The following is a 19254-nucleotide window of genomic DNA, read 5'->3' as shown; positions in this document are numbered from 1 at the left end:
GGCGCACGAGGTGCCGGCGGGCGTCGCGACGCGCGGTGTCAGACCTCGACGACGGTGGGCACGATCATCGGCCGACGACGGTACGCGTCGTTGACCCACCGTCCCACGGTTCGCCGGACGATCTGCTGGAGCTGGTGCGGGTCGGTGATGCCGTCCGCGGCGGCCCGGTTGAGGGCCTCGGTGACCAGCGGGATCACCGGGTTGAACGCCTCCGGGTCCTCGGAGAAGCCCTTCGCGGACAGGGTCGGGCCGGCGACGACCTTGCCGGTGACCGAGTCGACGACCACCGTGGTGGCGATGAAGCCGCCGTCGCCGAGGATCCGTCGCTCGGTGAGCAGGGATTCGCTGACGTCGCCGACCGCGAGGCCGTCGACGTAGACGTACCGGCTCTTCACGTGCCCGACCAGGCTGGCCCGGCCCTCGACCAGGTCGACCACGTCGCCGTCCTCGCAGAGCACCACCCGGTCGGCGGCCACCCCGGACTCGACGCCGAGGCGGGCGTGCGCACGCAGGTGGCGCCACTCGCCGTGCACCGGCATCAGGTTGCTGGGCCGGACCACGTTGAGCAGGTAGAGCAGTTCACCGGCCGGGGCGTGCCCGGAGACGTGCACCTTGGCCACGTCCTTGTGCACGACCACCGCGCCGGCCCGGGCCAGCCGGTTGATCACCCGGTAGACCGAGGTCTCGTTGCCCGGCACCAGCGAGGAGGCCAGCACGACGGTGTCGCCGGGGGCGATGGTGATGTGCCGATGGTCGCCGCTGGCCATCCGGCCCAGCGCGCTCATCGGCTCGCCCTGCGACCCGGTGGACATCAGCACGATCTGCTCGGGCGGCAGCGTGGTCGCCTCTTCGATCCCGATGACCAGGCCGGCCGGGATGTTGAGCAGGCCGAGGTCCCGGGCGATGCCCATGTTGCGGACCATCGACCGACCGATCAGCGCCACCTTGCGGCCGTGCTCCGCGGCGGAGTCGAAGACCTGCTGCACCCGGTGCACGTGCGAGGCGAACGAGGCCACGATGATCCGGCCCTTCGCCTTCGCGAAGATCGAGTCGAGCACCGGCCCGATCTCCCGCTCCGGGGTGACGAAGCCGGGGATCTCCGCGTTGGTGGAGTCGGACAGCAGCAGGTCGACGCCCTCGGCGCCGAGCCGGGCGAAGCCGGCCAGGTCGGTGATCCGGCCGTCCAGCGGGAGCTGGTCCATCTTGAAGTCGCCGGTGTGCAGCACCAGGCCGGCCGGGGTACGGATGGCGACGGCCAGGGCGTCCGGGATCGAGTGGTTGACCGCGAAGAACTCGCACTCGAACGGGCCGAGCCGTTCCTTGCCGCCCTCCCGCACGGTCAGCGTGTACGGCTGGATCCGCCGCTCGGCCAGCTTCGCCTCGACCAGGGCGAGGGTGAACTGTGAGCCGACCAGCGGAATGTCCGGTTTGTGGGCGAGCAGGTAGGGCACCGCGCCGATGTGGTCCTCGTGGCCGTGGGTCAGCACGATCGCCTGGACGTCGGCCAGCCGGTCCAGGATCGGGCCGAAGTCGGGCAGGATCAGGTCCACACCCGGCTGCTCGACGTCGGGGAAGAGCACCCCGCAGTCGACGATCAGCAACTTGCCGTCGTATTCGAAGACGGTCATGTTCCGACCGATGGCGCCGAGCCCGCCGAGCGGGATGATCCGCAGGCCACCTTCCGGCAGCGGCGGGGGCAGTTCCGCCTCGATGTGCGCCTCGGTCACGCGTTCACCTCATTCTGCGACGCCGTCACTCGGCGCCCATCGTGTCGTTCGATCATTCGGGTAGCTCCAGGCCCGCTGCCGCGAAGTCCGCGCGCAGCTGGGCGATCTCGTCGTCGGTGGCGTCCACCAGCGGGGGTCGCACCGGGCCGGCGGGCAGGCCCAGCGACGCCAGGCCCGCCTTGACCAGGATGGTGCCCTGGGTGCGGAAGATGCCCGTGAACAGCGGCAGCAGCCGTCGGTGCAGGGTCAGCGCGGTCGGCATGTCCCCCGCGTCGTACGCCTCGATCATCTGTGCGGTCAGCGCCCCGGTGAAGTGCGTGGAGGTGCCGACCAGGCCAACGCTGCCGACGGCCAGCGCCGGCAGGGTGAGCGCGTCCTCGCCGCTGTAGAAGGCGAGGGCCGTGCGGCTGGTCACCCAGCTGGTGGCGGTCAGGTCACCCTTGGCGTCCTTCACCGCGACGATCCGGCCGTGCTCGGCGAGCCGGACGAGCGTCTCGGTCTCGATGGGCACGCCGGCGCGGTGCGGGATGTCGTACAGCATCACGGGCAGGCCGGTCGCGTCGGCCACCGCCGTGAAGTGCCGCAGCAGCCCGCTCTGCGGCGGCTTGTTGTAGTACGGGGTGACCACCAGCAGGCCGTGCGCACCAGCCTTCTCGGCGGCGGCGGCCAGCTCGATGGTGTGCCGGGTGTCGTTGGTGCCGACGCCGGCGACCACCTTCGCCCGGTCACCGACGGCCTCCGCCACGGCCCGGATCAGGCGCTCCTTCTCCGCGTCGGTGGTGGTGGGCGACTCACCGGTGGTGCCGTTGACCACCAGCGCGTCGTTGCCCTGCTCGTCGACCAGGTGGCTCGCCAGCCGGGCGGCGCCGTCGAGGTCGAGCGAACCGTCGGGGGTGAACGGGCTCACCATGGCCGTGAGCAGCCGCCCGAAGGGGCGGGACACCGGTCGGGCAGCGGCGGCAGGGCGGTCGTGCGTCATACCCTCCAACCTAGCGGACGACCAGCCGGGGCCTGCCGGGGAAGGCCTCAGGACGCCTCGTGCGGGCTGGCCGCCACCTCGGTGCCGTCCGGCAGGGTGGAGATCTCCAAGTCGGCGAACACGTTCGGCGCGACCCCCTGCAGCTGGCGCAGGCACTCCACGGCCAACTCACGGATCTCGACGTCAGCCTGCTCGGTGGCCCGCATCGCGATGAAGTGCCGCCACGCCCGGTAGTTGCCGGTGACCACGATCCGGGTCTCGGTGGCGTTGGGCAGCACCGCGCGGGCCGCCTGCCGGGCCTGCTTGCGGCGCAGCGTCGGGTTCGGCTCGTCGGAGAACCGCTGCTCCAGCCCCTCCAGCAGCTCGTTGTACGCCCGCACGCTCGCTTCGGCGGCCTCCACGAAGCGCTTGTGCAGCTCCGGGTCGTCGGCGATCACCGTCGGCTCGACCATGGCCGCGTCCCGCTCCGGGACGTACCGCTGGGAGAGCTGCGAGTACGAGAAGTGCCGGTGCCGGATCAGCTCATGCGTGAAGGAGCGGGACACGCCGGTGAAGTAGAAGGTGACCGAGCCGTGCTCCAGCACCGAGAGGTGCCCGACCTCCAGGATGTGCGCGAGGTAGCCGGCGTTGGTGGCGGTCGCCGGGTTCGGCTTCTTCCACGACTGGTAGCAGGCCCGGCCGGCGAACTCGGCGAGCGCCTGGCCACCCTCCGCGTCCGTCGACCACGGCACGTCGTCCGGGGCCGCGAACTGGGTCCACGCGATCAACTTGACCTGGGGCTGCACCATCTCCGGCATGCCTGGGACTGTAGTGGTCCCCGGCCGCTCACCCAACTCGGGCTCGCGGTGGCGAAAGCGCCTGGCGGCAGCCAAATCGCCGACACGTCGCGGTCATCGTGGCCGCACGGGTGTCCAACGTCTCGACAAGCTGGCTCACGCCCGCCAGTCCCGGGCACCTCTCCGGTTGCCTGTAGAGCTGCCCCGGATCTGGGGCAGCTCTACAGGGGCACGACACGGTCCTACCTCGCCCTGGGCGAACCCGCACGGGCTTTCAGCCGCGCCACCGGCGGACGGGAGCCTGGCGGACGGGTCAGACGTAGAGCGAGGTGAACGGCGCCCAGGGCAGGTTGCGCAACACCGAGAAGGCGAGCCACGCCGCCAGGAAGCCACCGATGACCTTGGAGCTGATCCGCAGCTCGGGCAGCCGCCAGCCGAACGCCTGGTTGCCCGCCCAGGCCACGAAGAGGTACGCCAGGAACGGCAGCGCGAAGACGAACAGGAAGTGGTGCCGGGCGGCGGCCGGCAGGTCGCCGTGCAGCACGTACCAGAGCGCGCGGGTGCCGCCGCAGCCCGGACAGTCGAGCCCCGTGGTCAGCTTGAGCAGGCAGGTCGGCGCGGCGTCCGGGGCGGCGTGGGTCGGGTCGCTGAGCAGCGCGTAGCCCATGCCGGCGGCGACGCAGCCGACCGCGGCCAGCGGCACCGCCCAGCGCGGCGAGCGCTCGTAGAGCCGCAGCACGAACCGGGTGAGCCGGTCCGGCTCGGGGACCGGGTAGCCACCCGGCGGGCTCGTCGGCCAGCCGGCCGGACCGGTGCCGGCGGCACCGGCGGACGGGTCGGCGGTGACCGTCGGGGTCGACGCGAACGGCTGGGCGTCCGGCCACGGCTCGACCGCACCGGGCGCGGGCTGTGGCTGGTCGGCCGGTCCGGGAGCGCTCGTCACGCGCTCACGGTACACCGGACACGCCGGCCAACGCGGCGGTGAGCGGACCGGCCAGGTCGCCGGCCGCGGGCGGCGCCACCGCGTCCAACCCGAGCCAGCCGGCGAGCCGGTACAGCTCGGCGGCGAGCGCCACCGCGGTCTCCCCCGGGTCGGCGCCGGGCTCGACCCACGCGGCCGGCACCAGCAGCACCCCCTCCCTGCGGTCGGCCTTCAGGTCGACCCGCGCGGTGAACCGGTCGCCCTGGAGGAAGGGCAGCACGTAGTAGCCGTACACCCGCTGCGGCGCCGGGACGTAGATCTCGATCCGGTAGGTGAAGTCGAAGAGCCGCTCGGTGCGGCCACGCTCCCAGACCAGCGGGTCGAACGGGCTGACCAGCGTGTTGCCCCGGATCCAGCGCGGCAGCCGGGCGCTCGCGTGCAGCCAGGCCGGCTGCCGCCAGCCCGGCACGGTGACCGGCACCAGCTCACCCGCCTCGGCCAGCTCCGCGACGGCCTGGCGGGCACCGGCCAGCGGCAGCCGGAAGTAGTCGCGCAGCTCCGGCTCGGCGGCCACCCCGAGCGACTGGGCGGCGAGGGCCACCAGGGTGCGGTACGCCTCGGCGTCGGTCGGGGTCGGCGCGGCCAGCACGGCGGCCGGCAGCACCCGCTCGGGCAGGTCGTAGCGGCGGGCGAAGGAGGTGCTGCGCTCCGCGGCGGCCACCTCGCCGGCCCAGAACAGATATTCCAGGGCGCGCTTCACCGCCGACCAGTTCCACCCCCAGTTGCCGGTCTCGCGGGGCGCTTCGTGCTCGATCTCGGCGGCGGTCAGCGGACCACGGGCGGCCACCTCGTCGCGCACCCAGGCGACCAGCTCCGGCCGATCCTGGGCGATCCGCCGCATGCCACCCCAGGACTCGCTGTGCGCCCGGGCCATCCGCCAGCGCAGCATCGGGTGCAGCCCGACCGGGACCAGCGACGCCTCGTGGCCCCAGTATTCGAACAGCTCCCGTGGGCGGCGGTAGGCGGCCTGGTCGAGCAGCGTGGTCGGATAGGGCCCGAGGCGGCTGTAGAGCGGCAGGTAGTGCGCGCGTTGCAGCACGTTGACCGAATCCATCTGGATCAGCCCGACCCGGTCGAGCACCCGGCGCAGATGCCGACGGGTGGGCACCCCGGTCGGCGCCGGGTCGGCGAAGCCCTGGGCGGCGAGCGCCACCCGCCGGGCCTGGGCGAGCGAGAGTGATTCCGGTGCGGCCATCGTCGGCGACCTTAAATCATCGGTACGACGCCGGTGCGGGAAGCTGGACTCCGACCGTCACCGAGGCATAGAACGGTGCAATGCTGACCATCCGCCGGGAGGAGCCGGACGACGCCGAAGCGGTCGCCCGGGTGCACGTGCACGGCTGGCAGGCGGGCTACGCCGGCTTCATGCCGGACGAGGTGCTCGGACGGCTCAACGTGGTGGCCTGGGCGCAGCGCCGCCGCGACATCGGCACGGCCGACCCCGAGCATCCGTTCACCACCCTGCTCGGTGAGGTGGACGGGCTGGTCGTCGGCTTCGCCACCTTCGGGCCGTACCGCCGCAACCAGGACCGCGACGACCTGGACCCGGCGGTCGGGGAGGTGCTGGCCCTCTACGTGGAGCCGGCGTGCTGGGGCGACGGCACCGCCGCCGCGCTGCTGGCCGCTGCTCGTGCCGGGCTCGTCGAGCGGGGCTGGACCGGCTACCGGCTGTGGGTGCTGACGGACAACCGGCGGGCCCGCCGGTTCTACGAGCGGGCCGGGTTGTCACCGGACGGTGAGCGGTCGACCTACCAGGTGCCCCTCGCCGGTGGGTGCCCGCCGGTCGGGCTGGTCGAGCTGCGGTACGCCGGCCGCCTCGACGACTGATCCGCCCGGGGTCAGCCACCGGCGGATCGGCAGGAAGGCCAGCAGCGCCAGGCTGATCCAGACGTAGGCGTTGCTGCCCAGGAATCCGTCGACCCCCGTGAAGTCCTTCTCCCAGAACCAGACGGTCCGGCTGATCAGCAACGCGTACCCGATGGTCGCGGCGACCAGCAGGACCCACCGCCGGCGGCCGGCCGGCGCCGCCATCGCGTTGTCGACCAGCAGGATCAGCGCGGGCAGCAGCCAGACCAGGTGATGCACCCAGGTGACCGGGCTGACCAGACACATCACCGCGCCGGTCAGCGCCAGACCGGTCGCTTCGTCGCCCGTCGCGACGGCCGTCCGGGACCGCCAGGCCCACAGCGCCAGGGTGCCGAGCACCAGCAGCAGCCAGAGCAGGGTGCTCGGGTGCTCCGGGTCGAGCCGGGCGACCACCCCGCGCAGCGACTGGTTGGACACGAACGCCAACTCGCCCACCCGGCCGGTGTTCCACAGCGCCTCGGTCCAGAACTCCCGGGAGGCGTCCGGGAAGAGCGCGCCGGCCAGCAGCGACACCCCGGCGGCGGTGCCGCTGGCGGTGAGCGCCGCCCGCCAGCGCCCCGTGACCAGCAGGTAGACGATGAAGATGCCCGGGGTCAGCTTGATCGCGGTCGCCAACCCGATGCCGACCCCCGCCCACCGGTTGCCGGCGGGCAGCAGCCGCAGCAGGTCCACCGCCACCAGGAAGAGCAGCAGGGTGTTGACCTGGCCGAAGTTGACCGTCTCCCGCATCGGCTCGAACGCGGCGGCCAGGCACAGCGCCACGGCGAGCGCGAACCACCGGGTCCAGCCGGCGCGGCGGGCGATCGGGTCGACCAGCCACCAGATCACCACCGTGGTGGTGACCACGCTGGCGAGCACGCTCACCACGATCGCGGCCGTCCACGGCAGGTACGCCATCGGCAGCATGACCAGCGCGGCGAACGGCGGGTACGTGAAGCCGTACTGGGTACCCGGCTTGAGGTAGTCGTAGATCTCCCCGCCGTCGTGCACCCACCACGTCAACGCGCCGTAGTAGACCTTCAGGTCGAAGAAACCGTGTCGGACGGCCGCGACGGCGAGGAACGCGGTGACCGCCGCGGCGAGCACCACCACCCCGACGACCTGCGCGGTCGTCCTGTTGGCACCCTGCGCCACCGTCGCCTCCCTCGCCCTGCGTAGGCTTCCGTCCCATGGCTCTCGGGTACGTCCGCCCGGCGCGTCCCGAGGACGCCGGCGAGATCGCACGCATCCAACTCGCAACCTGGCGGGTCGCGTACCGCCGGATCCTGCCTCGGCACGTGCTCGACAACCTGGACGAGGCGTTCCTCGCCCGGCAGTGGAGCGCCGCGGTGCAGGAGCCGCCCTCGGGCGCGCACCGGGTGCTGGTCGCCGTCGAACAGGCCGAGCAATCGTATCTGGTGGGGTTCGCCGCTTCCGGCCCGGCCGACGCCGAGGCGCTGGCCCCGGGCGAGCCGGCCGAGGCGCTCGGCCCGGACGTGGCCGCGGTGACCGACCTGCTGGTCGAGCCGCGCTGGGGTCGGCGTGGGCACGGCAGCCGGCTGCTCGCCGCCGCCGTCGACCTGTGGCGGGAGGACGGGTTGAGCCGGGCGGTGGCCTGGGCGTTCGAGGGTGACGAATCGACCCGCAAGTTCCTCACCAGCACCGGCTGGGAGCCCGACGGCGCGGCCCGCGCGCTGGACGTCGACGACATGCTGGTGCCCCAGGTGCGCCTGCACGTGGCCGTCCCGGCCGAGAAGGTTCCAACCGACGAGCAGCCCGGCGCCTGACACGCGATCCAGCCGGGTCGCGCGGCGCGTCCGGGCCGTTACGGCGGCCGATGTCACACGGGTCGCCTAACGTCGGCCCCATGAGCGCAGCGACCGCGCCGGTGCCGGCGCCGACCGCGGACGGCCGGCTGGAGGAGTTCCGGGTCGAGCTGACCGGCTACTGCTACCGGATGCTCGGCTCGCTGTACGACGCCGAGGACGCGGTGCAGGAGACGCTGCTGCGGGCCTGGCGCGGGTGGGACGGCTTCGACGGCCGGTCCAGCCCGCGCACCTGGCTCTACCGGATCGCCACCAACGTCTGCCTGGACCTGCTGCGCGGTCGTCGGCGCCGGGCCCTGCCGATGGACCTCGGCGATCCGTCGTCACCGGTGGCCGCGGCGCTGGGCGGTCCCGAGACCGGCTGGGTGGAGCCCGCCCCGGACGCGGCAGTGCTGCCGGCGGCGGCCGATCCGGCCGAGCTGACGGTGGTTCGGGAGTCGGTCCGGTTGGCGTTCGTGGCCGCGCTCCAGCACCTGCCGGCCCGGCAGCGCGCGGTGCTGATCCTGCGGGACGTGCTGCGTTGGCGGGCCGAGGAGGTCGCCGGTCTGCTCGACACCACCGTGCCCGCGGTCAACAGCGCGCTGCAACGAGCCCGGGCCACGCTGGCCGACCGGGTCGGTGACCCTCCGGGCCGGCCGCTGGATCGGGAGCACCGCGACCTGCTCGACCGCTACGTGCAGGTCTTCGAGCGCTACGACGTCGACGCTCTGGTGGGCCTGCTACGCGCCGACGCCGTCCAGAGCATGCCGCCGTACCGGATGTGGCTGCGTGGCGCGGGCGACATCGGTCGTTGGCTGGTCGGGCCGGGGGCGGGCTGCCGGGGCTCCCGGCTCATCCGGGTGACGGCCAACGGCGGCCCCGCCTTCGCCCAGTACCGGCCCGACCCGGCGGGCGGGCACCGACCGTTCTCGATCCAGCTGCCGGAGGTCGCCGGTGGCCGGATCACCCGCCTCACCCACTACCTCGACCCGGGGCTCTTTCCGCGCTTCGGCCTGCCCGCCCGTCTCGACCCCTGACCGTCCGGGCCGGCCGGGCGATGAGTTCCGGCCGGCGACATCGTCCACCCCTCGTACGCCGACAACGAGGAGACCACCGTGTTCACAGACACCAAGGCGTTCAGCGGATTCTCGGTGGACGACACCGGGCGCGCCGAACGGTTCTACGGCGAGACGCTCGGCCTGCGGGTCACCCGGGACGACGCGATGGGCGGGTTGCTGACCCTGCACATCGCCGGGGACCGGCCCGTCCTGGTCTATCCGAAGAACGACCACACCCCGGCGACCTACACGGTGCTCAACTTCCCGGTCGACGACATCGACCGTGCGGTCGACGGGCTGATCGCGCGGGGGGTCCACTTCGCCCGCTACGACGGGATGCCGCAGGACGAGAAGGGGGTCATGCGCGGGCAGGGGCCGGCCATCGCCTGGTTCACCGATCCGGCCGGCAACATCCTGTCCGTCCTCCAGCAGAGCTGACCGGTGGGGCGGCTCCGCACGTCGGGGCCGCCCCACCGGGGCAGGTCAGCCCTTGTCCGAGCCGTCGTTGGCATCCCGGACGAAGTACCGCTGGAACACCACGAAGATGATCGCGACGGGGATGGTGGCCAGCAGCGCCGCGCCCAGCTTGAGCGGATACTGGGTGCCGCTGCCGAGTGAGCCGCTGACCAGGTCGGCCAGCCCACGCGGCAGGGTGAACAGGTCCGGGTCCTGCACCGACACGAGGCTGTGCGGGAACTCGTTCCAGGAGCCCTGGAACGACAAAATGGTCAGGGTAATCAGCGCCGGTTTCGCCATCGGCAGCACCACCGACCAGAAGGTGCGGAAGATGCTCGCCCCGTCGATCCGGGCGGCCTCCTCCACGCTCAACGGGATCGATTCGAAGAACTGCTTCATGATGAACACGCCCGCCGCGTCGGCCAGCAGCGGCACCACCAGACCCGCGTAGCTGTTGTAGATGCCGAGCTGGTTGAGCACCAGGAACTTCGGGATCAGCAGCACCACTCCGGGCACCGCCATCACCGCGATGACGGCGGCGAACAGCCCGCCGCGTCCCCGGAACCGCAGCCGGGCCAGCGCGTACCCCGCGAGCGAGTCGAAGAACACCCGACCGAGGGTGACGAGCACCGTCACCAGCAGTGAGTTGCCCAGCCAGAGCGGGAAGTTCGTGCCGCCGAAGATCCGCTCGAAGCCGGCCAGCGTGAGCGGGTCCGGGAACGGGGAGAGCGGGTTGGCCGCCGCGTCGGGCTCGGTCTTTAGCGAACTGCTGATCTGGATGACGAACGGGTAGAGGAACACCAGCCCGAAGAAGATCAGCGTCGCGTACCCCAGGAAGCGGGTGGCCAGGGTGCGCGCCGCGCGCTGGTCGCGCCGCGCGGGCGCCACCGGCGGCCGGTCGGTCAGCACGGCCATCTCAGGACCTCCCCGGTACGCGCCGACGCCGCCAGCCGCGTCGCGGCCGGTCGGTGTCCCGCTCGGCGAGCACTCGGCGCTGGATCAGCGTGAGCACGATGATGATCAGGAACAGCACGAACGAGATCGCGGCTCCGGAGCCGTAGTCGAAGTCCCGGAAGGCGGTCCGGTACGACAGGTAGGCCGGGGTGAGCGTGGTCTTGGCCGGGCCGCCCTGGCTCATCACGTACACCTGGTCGAAGACCTGCCAGGAGCCGATCAGGCCGAGGGTGAGCACCAGGAACATGGTCGGCCTGATCAGCGGCAGGGTGACGTGCCGGAACCGCTGCCACCGGGACGCGCCGTCGAGGGTGCTCGCCTCGTCCAGCGTGACCGGCACGTTCTGCAGGCCGGCCAGGAACATCAGCATGAAGGTGCCGGAGGTGGTCCAGATGACAAGAGTGATGATCGACATCATCGCCACGCTGGGACCGGCCAGCCAGTCCCACCAGCTCAGCCCGAACGGGCCGCCGTCGGCCAGCGCCGCCGGGGGCGAGTCGACGCCGACCGCTTTGAACAGCAGGTGCAGCACGCCCCGCGAGTCGGCGAACCACTCCGGTCCGTCGATGCCGAGGACGTTGAGCAGCGCGTTGACCGCGCCGGAGTTGGCGAACAGGAACAGGAACACCACGCTGATCGCGACCGAGCTGGTGACCGAGGGGAAGTAGAAGGCGCTGCGGAAGAAGCTCTTGCCCTTGAGCATCCGGTTGTTGACGACCAGCGCCAGCCCGAGCGCGAGCACGGTCTGCGCCGGCACCACGATCGCCACGTAGTAGATGTTGTTGCGGATGCTGGTCATGAAGTCGCGGCGGGCCAGCCCGTCCTCGGTGAACAACTGGGTGTAGTTGTGCCCGCCGACGAACGGCACGTCGCCGGTGAACGGGCTGCCCTGGCCGTTCCAGTCGGTCAGGCTGACCCAGAGCGCCATCAGGATCGGCAGCAGTAGGAACAGCCCCAGGATGACGATCACCGGCGCGACGAAGAGCCAGCCGGCGACGGTCTCGTTGCTGCGGATGCCGCCTCGGCGTCGGCGGGGGCTCTCGCCGGACGCGGTCGCCACGGCGCTCAATGTTTCGGTTGCCATCTCCCCTCCCTCCCTGTCTCGGGCCGACGGTGTAAGGAAGGGCCCCTTGTTATCGCCTGGTGCATAAAAAGGGCCCTTCCTAACACCTCAGCTGGCGCCGAGCGCCGCCTTGGCGTTCTTGTCGAAGTTCTGCAGCACGGTCTTTGGGTCACCGTTGACCAGGCCCTGCAGACCGGTGTCGAGGTCGCCGAGGACGCTGTCCATCTTCGGGGCGTTCACCGGGCCCTGGGCGTACGCGGCGCCGTCGATGAACGGCTTGTCCGCCGGGAAGGCGCTGGTGTACTGGTCGCGCACCGACTGCCGGGACGGCATCACGCCGAACGCCTTGGCGAAGGCCATCTGCTGCTCGCCGCTGGTCATCGCCTCGACGAACTTGATCGCCTGGTCCTTGTACTTGCTCTTGGCCGCGATGCCCCAGCACTGGGTGAAGGAGAGCGTGCCCTGGCCCTTCGCGCCGGCCGGCAGCGGGACGACCTTGTACTTGATGTTCGGGAAGTCGTTCTGGAGGGCGCCCTTGATCCAGTTGCCCTCGATGGTCATCACGGCCTTGCCCTTGCCGAACGCCTCACCGGACCAACCGGCGTCAAGCTGCTTCGGGTACTTGGCGAGGCCCGTGGTCAGCATGGTCTTGACGTACTGGAGGGCCGCCAGGTTCTCCGGGGTGTCGGCGGTGGCCTGCTTGCCGTCCTTGCTCATCAGCCACCCGCCGTTCTGCACCATGAAGGCGCCGATCCGGTCGCGGGTGTCACCGAGGGCCAGCGGGACCTGCCCCTTGGCCTTGATCTTCTGGGCGGTCGCGGTGAGCTGGTCCCAGGTGGTCGGCACGTCGGCGTCGGTCAGCCCGGCCTTGGTCCACAGGTCCGTGTTGATCTGCAGGGCCAGGGTGGAGAAGTCCTTGGGCGCGCAGTAGAGCTTGCCGTCGTAGGTGAAGGCGGTGCGCAGGCTCTCGTAGAAGTCGCTCGTGTTGCTCACCTTGTCGCCGTACGGCTCCAGGGCCCCGACGCTGGCGTAGTCGGCGAACCGCGCCGCGTCGACGTAGAAGACGTCCGGTGGGGTGCCACCGGCGAGGGCCTGACCGAGCTGCTGGGTGAGGTCCTGCGCCGGGGTGACCGTGGCGGTGTTGCCGGAACTGCCGGCCCACTTCGCCGCGGCGTCCTGGACGGCCTTGGTCTCAGCCTCGCCCGAGGAGCCGATCAGGATCTGCAGGCTGGCCGGGCCGCTGGACTGGGTGGCGTCGCCGGAGGAGTCGTCGAAGCCACTGCCGCAGGCCGCAGAGCCGAGGAGGGCGACGGCGGCCAGGCCGGCCACCGCCGCCCGGGTGAGGGTTCGAGGTGCCATGGGTTTCTCCTGGTGGGGGAAGGGACTACGCGGTGTGCCGAAGCGCCAGCGCGGGCTGGAGCAGCACGTGGGCGGGGGTCTCGTGGTTACCGTCGAGGACCCCGGTGAGCAGGTCCACGCAGCGGGCGGCGGCCTCGCCGAGCGGTTGGCTGACGCTGGCCAGCCCGACCGCGGCGGCCACCGGGGTGTCGTCGAAGCCGATCACCGACACGGGCGGGTCGACGCCGCGGATCGCCTGGAGGGCGCCGAGGGCGAGCGAGTCGCTGGCACAGACCACGGCGGTCGGTGCCACGGTGACGAGCAGGTCGCGCATCAGCCGCTCCCCCTCGGCGATGCCGTCCTCGGTCTCCCGGTGCAGCCCGGTCGGGTCGATGCCGGCGGCGCGCAGCGCGTCGCGCCAACCGGCCCGGCGGTCGTCGCCGACGCCGGAGCCGAGCGGCCAACCGATGAACGCGATCCGCCGGTGCCCGGACGCCAGCAGGTGCCGGGTGGCCTGGGCCGTGCCGGCCGCGCCGTCGACGTCGACCCAGGGATGGGCGTCGAGCGCGTCCCACGGCCGGCCGAAGGTCACGAACGGCACGTCCCGGCCGGCGAGCCAGGCGGTACGCGGGTCGCCGTACTTCGTGCCGACGAGCACGAACGCGTCCAGCTCGTACGTGCCCAGCAGGTCGTCGTAGGTGGCGATCTCCCGCTCGTCGTCGGTGGCCGTGTAGAGCAGCACCCGGTAGCCGGCGGCGTCGGCGGTCTCGGTGAGGCCGTGCAGGAAGCGGTCGAGCACCGATCCATTGATGCCGTCACGGGTCGGCTCGATCCGTGCGGCGATCAGCCGGGACCGGCCGGTACGCATCTGCCGGGCGGCCTGGTTGGCCCGGTAGCCGAGCGCGCTGATGGCGTCCTGGACCCGTAGCCGGGTCTCCTCCCGCACGATGTGCGGGGCGTTGAGCACGTTGGACACCGTCTGGCGGCTCACTCGGGCGTGCCGGGCCACCGTCGCGATGGTCACCTTTTCGGCCACTTAATCCCTCTCGCCATCTTGAACGATCCAATCTGGATAAGGCAGGATTAGATCGTTCAAGTTTCTGGAATGTTTCGCACTTTGCACCGCCAGGGGCGCGTTGTCAAGACGTCCGTCCCGCACCCTGAGGATCTGGAGCCACACCGTGATCGAACGCCAGCTGCAACCCCTCCTGCACGAGTTGGTGGGGGTGGTCCTCGCCCCGACCAGCGCACTGGGGGACGCGACCGGGCAGATCCGCCCGACCGGCGTCCAGGGCGTCTTCCACGCCGACGCCAGGGTGCTCTCCCGGGCCGAGCTACGGGTCGACGACCGGGAGCTGGAAGGGCTGACCCGCGGCGACGACGGCCCGCACGGCGCCCGCTTCGTGAGCCTGGCGCGCTGGCTCGGCGACGCCGTGCCCGACCCCACCGTCCGGGTCGACCGGCTCCGCCGGGCCACCCGTGACGGCCTCACCGAGGAGCTGCGGGTCGTCTCCACCGCCACCGTGCCGGTACGCGCCACCGTCAGCATCGACCTCGCCTGCGATCTGGCACCCATCGAGGTGGTCAAGTCCGGCGGCGCCGCGCCGCCGCTGGAAGCCAAGACCGGCCAGCCCGGCGTGCTCACCTGGGCGGCGGAGGGCATCACCGTCACCGTCACCGGCGCGGGCGCCGACGTCCTCGCCACCGGCGAACGGATCACGGCCCCCCGGCTGGCCTGGCCGGTCGAGCTGCCCCCCGGCGGCGAGACGGTGCTGCGCTGGCACCTGACCGTCGAGGACCCGCGCGCCGTGGTCATCGGCCCGGCCGGCGAGCCGGACTGGTCCCGGCCCCAGGTGACCGCCGACGACCGGCGGCTGGTCCGGCTGCTCGACCGCAGCCTCGACGACCTGCGCGGGCTGCGACTGGCCGAGACCGGCGCACCCCGCGACGTCTTCCTCGGCGCCGGGGTGCCCTGGTTCCTCACCCTGTTCGGCCGGGACAGCCTCTGGGCAGCCCGGATGATGCTGCCGCTCGGCACCGACCTGGCCGCCGGCACCCTGCGGGTGCTCGCCCGGCGACAGGGCACCCGCGTCGATCCGGCCACCGGCGAGGCCCCCGGCAAGATCCTGCACGAGCTGCGCCGGCACGAGTTCGCGCTGCCCGACGACGGGCTCCGCCTGCCACCGGTCTACTACGGCACCGTCGACGCCACCATGCTCTGGGTAAACCTGCTGCACGACGCCTGGCGTTGGGGTCTCCCGGTCGAGCAGATCGAACCGCTGCTGCCGCACCTGGAGGCGGCGCTGCGCTGGCTCGGCGAGCACGCCGACCCGGACGGCGACGGTCTGGTCGAGTACATCGACACCACCGGGCACGGGCTGTCCAACCAGGGCTGGAAGGACTCCGGCGACGCCGTCCGGTTCCACGACGGCTCGCTGGCCAGCGCGCCGATCGTGCTGGCCGAGGTGCAGGGGTACGCGCACGAGGCGGCGGTGAACGGCGCCGCGCTGCTCGACGCCTTCGGCCGCCCGGGTGGGGACCGCTGGCGTGCGCACGCGGCCGCGCTCGCCCGCCGGTTCCGGGACAGCTTCTGGGTCGACGGCCGGTACGGCCCGCAGCCCGCGCTGGCCCTGGACCGGGACAAGCGGCCAGTCGACTCACTGACCAGCAACATCGGTCACCTGCTCGGCACCGGCCTGCTCACCGGCGACGAGGAGGACCAGGTCGCCCGCCTGCTCACCACCGACACGCTGGCCGGTGGCTTCGGGCTGCGGACCATGTCCACCGACGACGCCGGATTCAGCCCGCTGTCGTACCACTGCGGTTCGATCTGGACCCACGACACCGCGATCGTGCTCGCCGGGCTGGCCCGCGCCGGGCACCGGGACGCCGCGCTCGGCCTGGCCGAAGGGTTGCTCGCCGCGGCCGAGGCGTTCGACTACCGGCTGCCCGAGCTGTACGGCGGCGACGACCGATCACTGGTGAACCGCCCGGTGCCGTACCCGGCGGCGTGCCGGCCGCAGGCCTGGGCCGCGGCCAGCGCGGTGCTGCTGCTCCAGGCCGCCACCGGGCTCTACCCCGACGTGCCGGGCGGCACGGTCCGGCTGGCGCCGCTGGCCGGAGCCGAGCTCGGCGCGGTCACGGTCAGCGGCTTCCGCCTGGCCGGCACCCCAGTGGACATCACCGTCGACCAAACCGGCCACCCCACCATCACCGGCCTACCCACCCCCCTGACCCCAACCCCAGCCCTACCCATCCAACGCCGCCCCACCACCTCAACCCCCCTCTAACCCACCCCCGCCGCACCCCGTCCCGACCCACTGATCACGAAGTTGTTGTCACCCGCCGCGGCGTGTCGTGGCAATAACTTCATGATCAACGGGGGTGGGGTGGGGTGGGTGGGGGCGTTACCGGGTTCGTTCGGCGATTAGTTCGTCGTCGTCCAGGGCGCCGGTGGGGTGGAAGCCCAGGGCCGTGTAGAGGGATGCCGCCTGGGTGTTGTCGGGGTGGTACGAGAGGCGGACCGGAGGATTGCCCTCCTTGGCGGCCAGCCAGGCGGCCAGGGTCCGCACGGTGGCTCGACCGACACCCCGGTTCTGCTCGGCGGCGTCGATCAGCATCCCGCCGATCCAGTGCGAGCCGTCATCGTCCACGCCCCACATGACATGGCCGACGACGGCCTCGTCGGCGTAGACCGCGAGCGAGTTCCACACCTGGATCGGATGCTGACCAGCAGGTAGCGGGCGCCCAGCGCGGCGACGAACCGGCGCTGGTCGTCGCGCGGGGCGACGTCGGCCACGGCACGCCAGTTGTCGTCGTCCACCGGGCGCAGGGTGACCCGGCGTCCGACCTGGTCCAGATGTCCACCATTGATCATGGCGGCAGCCTAGGACCGGCCCGACTCCCCGCGATCCGGTTTCCGCCCACCCTCGACACTGCGGCGCGGTCAGTCGAGCAGGGCGTCCAGGCCGACGGTGAGACCGGGGCGGTTGCGCACCGCGCGCACGGCCAGCAGCACACCCGGCATGAACGAGGCCCGGTCGTACGAGTCGTGCCGAATGGTCAGCGTCTCGCCGGTGGTGCCGAACAGCACCTCCTGGTGGGCGACGAGCCCGGTGGCGCGCACGGCGTGTACGCGTACCCCGTCGATCTCGGCGCCCCGCGCGCCCGGCACCTCGTCCTTGGTGGCGTCCGGGACCGGGCCGAGCCCAGCCTCGGCGCGGGCCCGGGCGATCTGCCGCGCCGTGTGCGTGGCCGTGCCGCTCGGGGCGTCCAACTTGCGCGGGTGGTGCTGCTCGATGATCTCGACGGACTCGAAGTGCCGGGCGGCCCGCGCGGCGAACTGCATCATCAGCACCGCGCCGATGCCGAAGTTCGGCGCGATCACCACGCCCACCCCCGGCTTGCGGGCAAGCCAGCCGCGCACCCGGTCCAGCCGCTGCTCGGTGAAGCCCGTGGTGCCGACCACCGCGTTGATGCCCTGGTCGATGCACCAGTGCAGGTTGTCCATGACGACGTCCGGCGTGGTGAAGTCGACGACCACCTCGGCGCCGGCGTCGGACGCGGCGAAGAGGCCGTCACCCTGGTCGACCATCGCCACGAGCTCAAGGTCGTCGGCGGCGTCGACCGCCTTGCACACCTCGATGCCCATCCGGCCCCGGGCACCCAGGACACCGACCCGCACCGGGTCGGCGGGAGTTCTCTCCTGCTCGTCAGTCACGGGGCACAACCTATCCCAATCGGGACGCTGGCTCCCGGCCGGACCGGATCCACGCCACTGTCCGGGAGGTCACCCGGCCCGACTGCCCCACCGGGGCGGCAGCGCCCTCAGCCGACGAAGTCGGAGGCGCCGAACGGGCCGACCACGGCCAGCGACATCGGCCGGCCGAGCAGCTCCGCGGCGAGGGCGTTCACGTCCGCCACGGTGACCTCGTCGACCCGCCGGAGCAGCTCGTCCACCGGCATCAGGTCGCCGTAGAGCAGCTCCCCCTTGGCCAGCCGGCTCATCCGGGAACCGGTGTCCTCCAGGCCGAGCACGAACGAGCCCTTGCTCATCCCCTTGCCCCGGGCCACCTCGGCCTCGGTCAGCCCCTCGGCGGCCACCCGGGCCAGCTCGGCGCGGGTCAGGGCCAGCACCTCGTCCACCTTGCCCGGCGCGCAGCCGGCGTAGACGGCGAACAGGCCGCTGTCGGCGTACTGGCTGGCGTACGAGTAGACCGAGTACGCCAGGCCGCGCTGCTCGCGGATCTCCTGAAACAGCCGGCTGGACATGCCGCCGCCGAGCACGTTGTTGAGCACCCCGAGGGCGAAGCGCCGATCGTCGATGCGATCGATGCCGGGGCAGCCGAGGATGATGTGCGCCTGCTCGGTCTCCTTCGGCTCCACCAGAGTGGTGGCGGGCCGGGTCCGTACCGCCGGGGTGGCCTTGCGGTACGGCGCCGGGGTCGCCGGGTCGCTGTCCAGCGGGGTGCCGCGCACCGCCTGGCGGACCAGCTTGACCACCGCGGCGTGGTCGAGGTTGCCGGCGGCGGCGATGACGATCTGCGGCGCGGTGTAACGGCGCCGGTAGAAGCTCTGGATCTGCCGCCGGGTCATCGGCGTGACGGTCTCCTCGGTGCCGGAGATCAGTCGGCCCAGCGGGTGGTCGCCGTAGACGGCGCGGGCGAAGAGGTCGTGCACCTCGTCACCGGGCTCGTCGTCGTGCATGGCGATCTCTTCGAGGATCACGCCGCGCTCGGTCTCCACGTCGGCCGGCTCCAGCAGCGAGTCGGCGACCAGGTCGCACATCACGTCGATCGCCAGCGGCAGGTCCTCGTCCAGCACGCGGGCGTAGTAGCAGGTGTATTCCTTCGTGGTGAAGGCGTTGGTCTCGCCACCCACCGCCTCGATCTGCGAGGAGATCTCCAGGGCGGTGCGCTTGTGGGTGCCCTTGAAGAGCAGGTGCTCGAGAAAGTGTGCGGCACCGGCCTGTGGGCCGGTCTCGTCCCGCGAGCCGACCGCCACCCAGATGCCGAACGAGACGCTGCGCATCGCCGGAATCGCCTCGGTGAGCACGCGCAGGCCGCCGGGCAGCACGGTACGACGTACCGTGCCGCCCAGCGGGTCGTCGCTGAGCGTCCGGGTCACCGCCCGGGCGGTGCCGCCGGAGCGGCCCGCCCCGGTGTCCCGGGACGCGGCCACCCCCCGTCGATCCGGTGGAAACGGCGCACTGAAGGCCCGACTCACGTACTGCTCCCGGTTCGACGAGGGGTGGGTGATGCGATGTACGACG

Annotated in this window: 18 protein-coding genes; 5 read left to right on the top strand and 13 right to left on the bottom strand. The window is 72.1% G+C overall.

Annotated elements, in window-relative coordinates:
• Positions 1 to 38: 38 nt before the first annotated feature.
• From ACWD6N_RS19430 to ACWD6N_RS19410, 5 genes are all read right to left on the bottom strand, one after another.
• On the bottom strand, positions 39 to 1727 hold the full coding sequence (locus tag ACWD6N_RS19430) for a ribonuclease J (protein ID WP_354963216.1): 1689 nt from the start codon (positions 1725 to 1727) through the stop codon (positions 39 to 41).
• Positions 1728 to 1779: 52 nt separating this feature from the next.
• Positions 1780 to 2706, bottom strand: a complete 927-nt coding sequence (gene dapA, locus ACWD6N_RS19425) for a 4-hydroxy-tetrahydrodipicolinate synthase (RefSeq protein WP_387325396.1) — start codon at positions 2704 to 2706, stop codon at positions 1780 to 1782.
• A 47-nt stretch (positions 2707 to 2753) separates the two neighbouring features.
• Positions 2754 to 3494: an FAD-dependent thymidylate synthase gene (gene thyX / locus ACWD6N_RS19420; protein ID WP_354963319.1), complete on the bottom strand. Its 741-nt coding sequence runs from the start codon at positions 3492 to 3494 to the stop codon at positions 2754 to 2756.
• Positions 3495 to 3795: 301 nt separating this feature from the next.
• The gene (locus ACWD6N_RS19415; RefSeq protein ID WP_450005007.1) at positions 3796 to 4440 is read right to left on the bottom strand and encodes a DUF2752 domain-containing protein; all 645 of its coding nucleotides are present in this window, start codon (positions 4438 to 4440) and stop codon (positions 3796 to 3798) included.
• Positions 4430 to 5659: a winged helix-turn-helix domain-containing protein gene (locus ACWD6N_RS19410; protein WP_387325402.1), complete on the bottom strand. Its 1230-nt coding sequence runs from the start codon at positions 5657 to 5659 to the stop codon at positions 4430 to 4432. The genes ACWD6N_RS19415 and ACWD6N_RS19410 overlap by 11 nt, the downstream gene beginning before the upstream one ends.
• Positions 5660 to 5739: 80 nt before the next feature.
• Between ACWD6N_RS19410 and ACWD6N_RS19405 the strand changes: the two genes are divergently transcribed.
• The gene (locus ACWD6N_RS19405; protein ID WP_387325405.1) at positions 5740 to 6291 is read left to right on the top strand and encodes a GNAT family N-acetyltransferase; all 552 of its coding nucleotides are present in this window, start codon (positions 5740 to 5742) and stop codon (positions 6289 to 6291) included.
• Here the strand turns inward: ACWD6N_RS19405 and ACWD6N_RS19400 are convergent.
• On the bottom strand, positions 6190 to 7464 hold the full coding sequence (locus tag ACWD6N_RS19400) for a glycosyltransferase 87 family protein (RefSeq protein WP_387325408.1): 1275 nt from the start codon (positions 7462 to 7464) through the stop codon (positions 6190 to 6192). The two genes, ACWD6N_RS19405 and ACWD6N_RS19400, sit on opposite strands and share 102 nt — an antisense overlap.
• A 35-nt stretch (positions 7465 to 7499) precedes the next feature.
• Here ACWD6N_RS19400 and ACWD6N_RS19395 point away from each other — a divergent pair, with 35 nt between their 5' ends.
• From ACWD6N_RS19395 to ACWD6N_RS19385, 3 genes are all read left to right on the top strand, one after another.
• Positions 7500 to 8096: a GNAT family N-acetyltransferase gene (locus tag ACWD6N_RS19395; protein ID WP_387325411.1), complete on the top strand. Its 597-nt coding sequence runs from the start codon at positions 7500 to 7502 to the stop codon at positions 8094 to 8096.
• An 80-nt stretch (positions 8097 to 8176) separates the two neighbouring features.
• Positions 8177 to 9151 (top strand): sigma-70 family RNA polymerase sigma factor, encoded by a 975-nt coding sequence (locus tag ACWD6N_RS19390; RefSeq protein ID WP_387325414.1) that lies wholly within the window; start codon positions 8177 to 8179, stop codon positions 9149 to 9151.
• Between the two features lie 78 nt (positions 9152 to 9229).
• Positions 9230 to 9610 (top strand): VOC family protein, encoded by a 381-nt coding sequence (locus ACWD6N_RS19385; RefSeq protein WP_354963224.1) that lies wholly within the window; start codon positions 9230 to 9232, stop codon positions 9608 to 9610.
• Positions 9611 to 9655: 45 nt separating this feature from the next.
• Here the strand turns inward: ACWD6N_RS19385 and ACWD6N_RS19380 are convergent, their stop codons facing one another.
• The 4 genes from ACWD6N_RS19380 to ACWD6N_RS19365 all read right to left on the bottom strand — a co-directional run bounded on the left by ACWD6N_RS19380 (position 9656) and on the right by ACWD6N_RS19365 (position 14019).
• Complete coding sequence (locus ACWD6N_RS19380) at positions 9656 to 10543, bottom strand: carbohydrate ABC transporter permease (protein WP_387325418.1); 888 nt, start codon at positions 10541 to 10543, stop codon at positions 9656 to 9658.
• A 1-nt stretch (position 10544) separates the two neighbouring features.
• On the bottom strand, positions 10545 to 11666 hold the full coding sequence (locus tag ACWD6N_RS19375) for a carbohydrate ABC transporter permease (RefSeq protein WP_354963226.1): 1122 nt from the start codon (positions 11664 to 11666) through the stop codon (positions 10545 to 10547).
• A gap of 87 nt (positions 11667 to 11753) precedes the next feature.
• Positions 11754 to 13004, bottom strand: coding sequence for a sugar ABC transporter substrate-binding protein (locus tag ACWD6N_RS19370; protein ID WP_354963227.1), 1251 nt, complete (start codon positions 13002 to 13004; stop codon positions 11754 to 11756).
• Positions 13005 to 13029: 25 nt separating this feature from the next.
• Positions 13030 to 14019, bottom strand: coding sequence for a LacI family DNA-binding transcriptional regulator (locus ACWD6N_RS19365; protein ID WP_354963228.1), 990 nt, complete (start codon positions 14017 to 14019; stop codon positions 13030 to 13032).
• A 145-nt stretch (positions 14020 to 14164) separates the two neighbouring features.
• Between ACWD6N_RS19365 and ACWD6N_RS19360 the strand changes: the two genes are divergently transcribed.
• A complete protein-coding gene (locus ACWD6N_RS19360; RefSeq protein WP_387325422.1) occupies positions 14165 to 16273 on the top strand; it encodes an amylo-alpha-1,6-glucosidase in 2109 nt (702 codons plus the stop codon).
• A 117-nt stretch (positions 16274 to 16390) separates the two neighbouring features.
• Here ACWD6N_RS19360 and ACWD6N_RS19355 read toward each other — a convergent pair whose 3' ends face one another.
• From ACWD6N_RS19355 to ACWD6N_RS19345, 3 genes are all read right to left on the bottom strand, one after another.
• Positions 16391 to 16696, bottom strand: coding sequence for a GNAT family N-acetyltransferase (locus ACWD6N_RS19355; RefSeq protein WP_450005006.1), 306 nt, complete (start codon positions 16694 to 16696; stop codon positions 16391 to 16393).
• A gap of 233 nt (positions 16697 to 16929) precedes the next feature.
• Positions 16930 to 17703: a 4-hydroxy-tetrahydrodipicolinate reductase gene (gene dapB / locus ACWD6N_RS19350; RefSeq protein ID WP_387325428.1), complete on the bottom strand. Its 774-nt coding sequence runs from the start codon at positions 17701 to 17703 to the stop codon at positions 16930 to 16932.
• Between the two features lie 107 nt (positions 17704 to 17810).
• On the bottom strand, positions 17811 to 19208 hold the full coding sequence (locus ACWD6N_RS19345) for a M16 family metallopeptidase (protein ID WP_387325431.1): 1398 nt from the start codon (positions 19206 to 19208) through the stop codon (positions 17811 to 17813).
• Positions 19209 to 19254: the final 46 nt, after the last annotated feature.

Source organism: Micromonospora sp. NPDC005163 (assembly GCF_053599835.1).
This window is presented reverse-complemented; position numbering and strand designations above follow the sequence as displayed.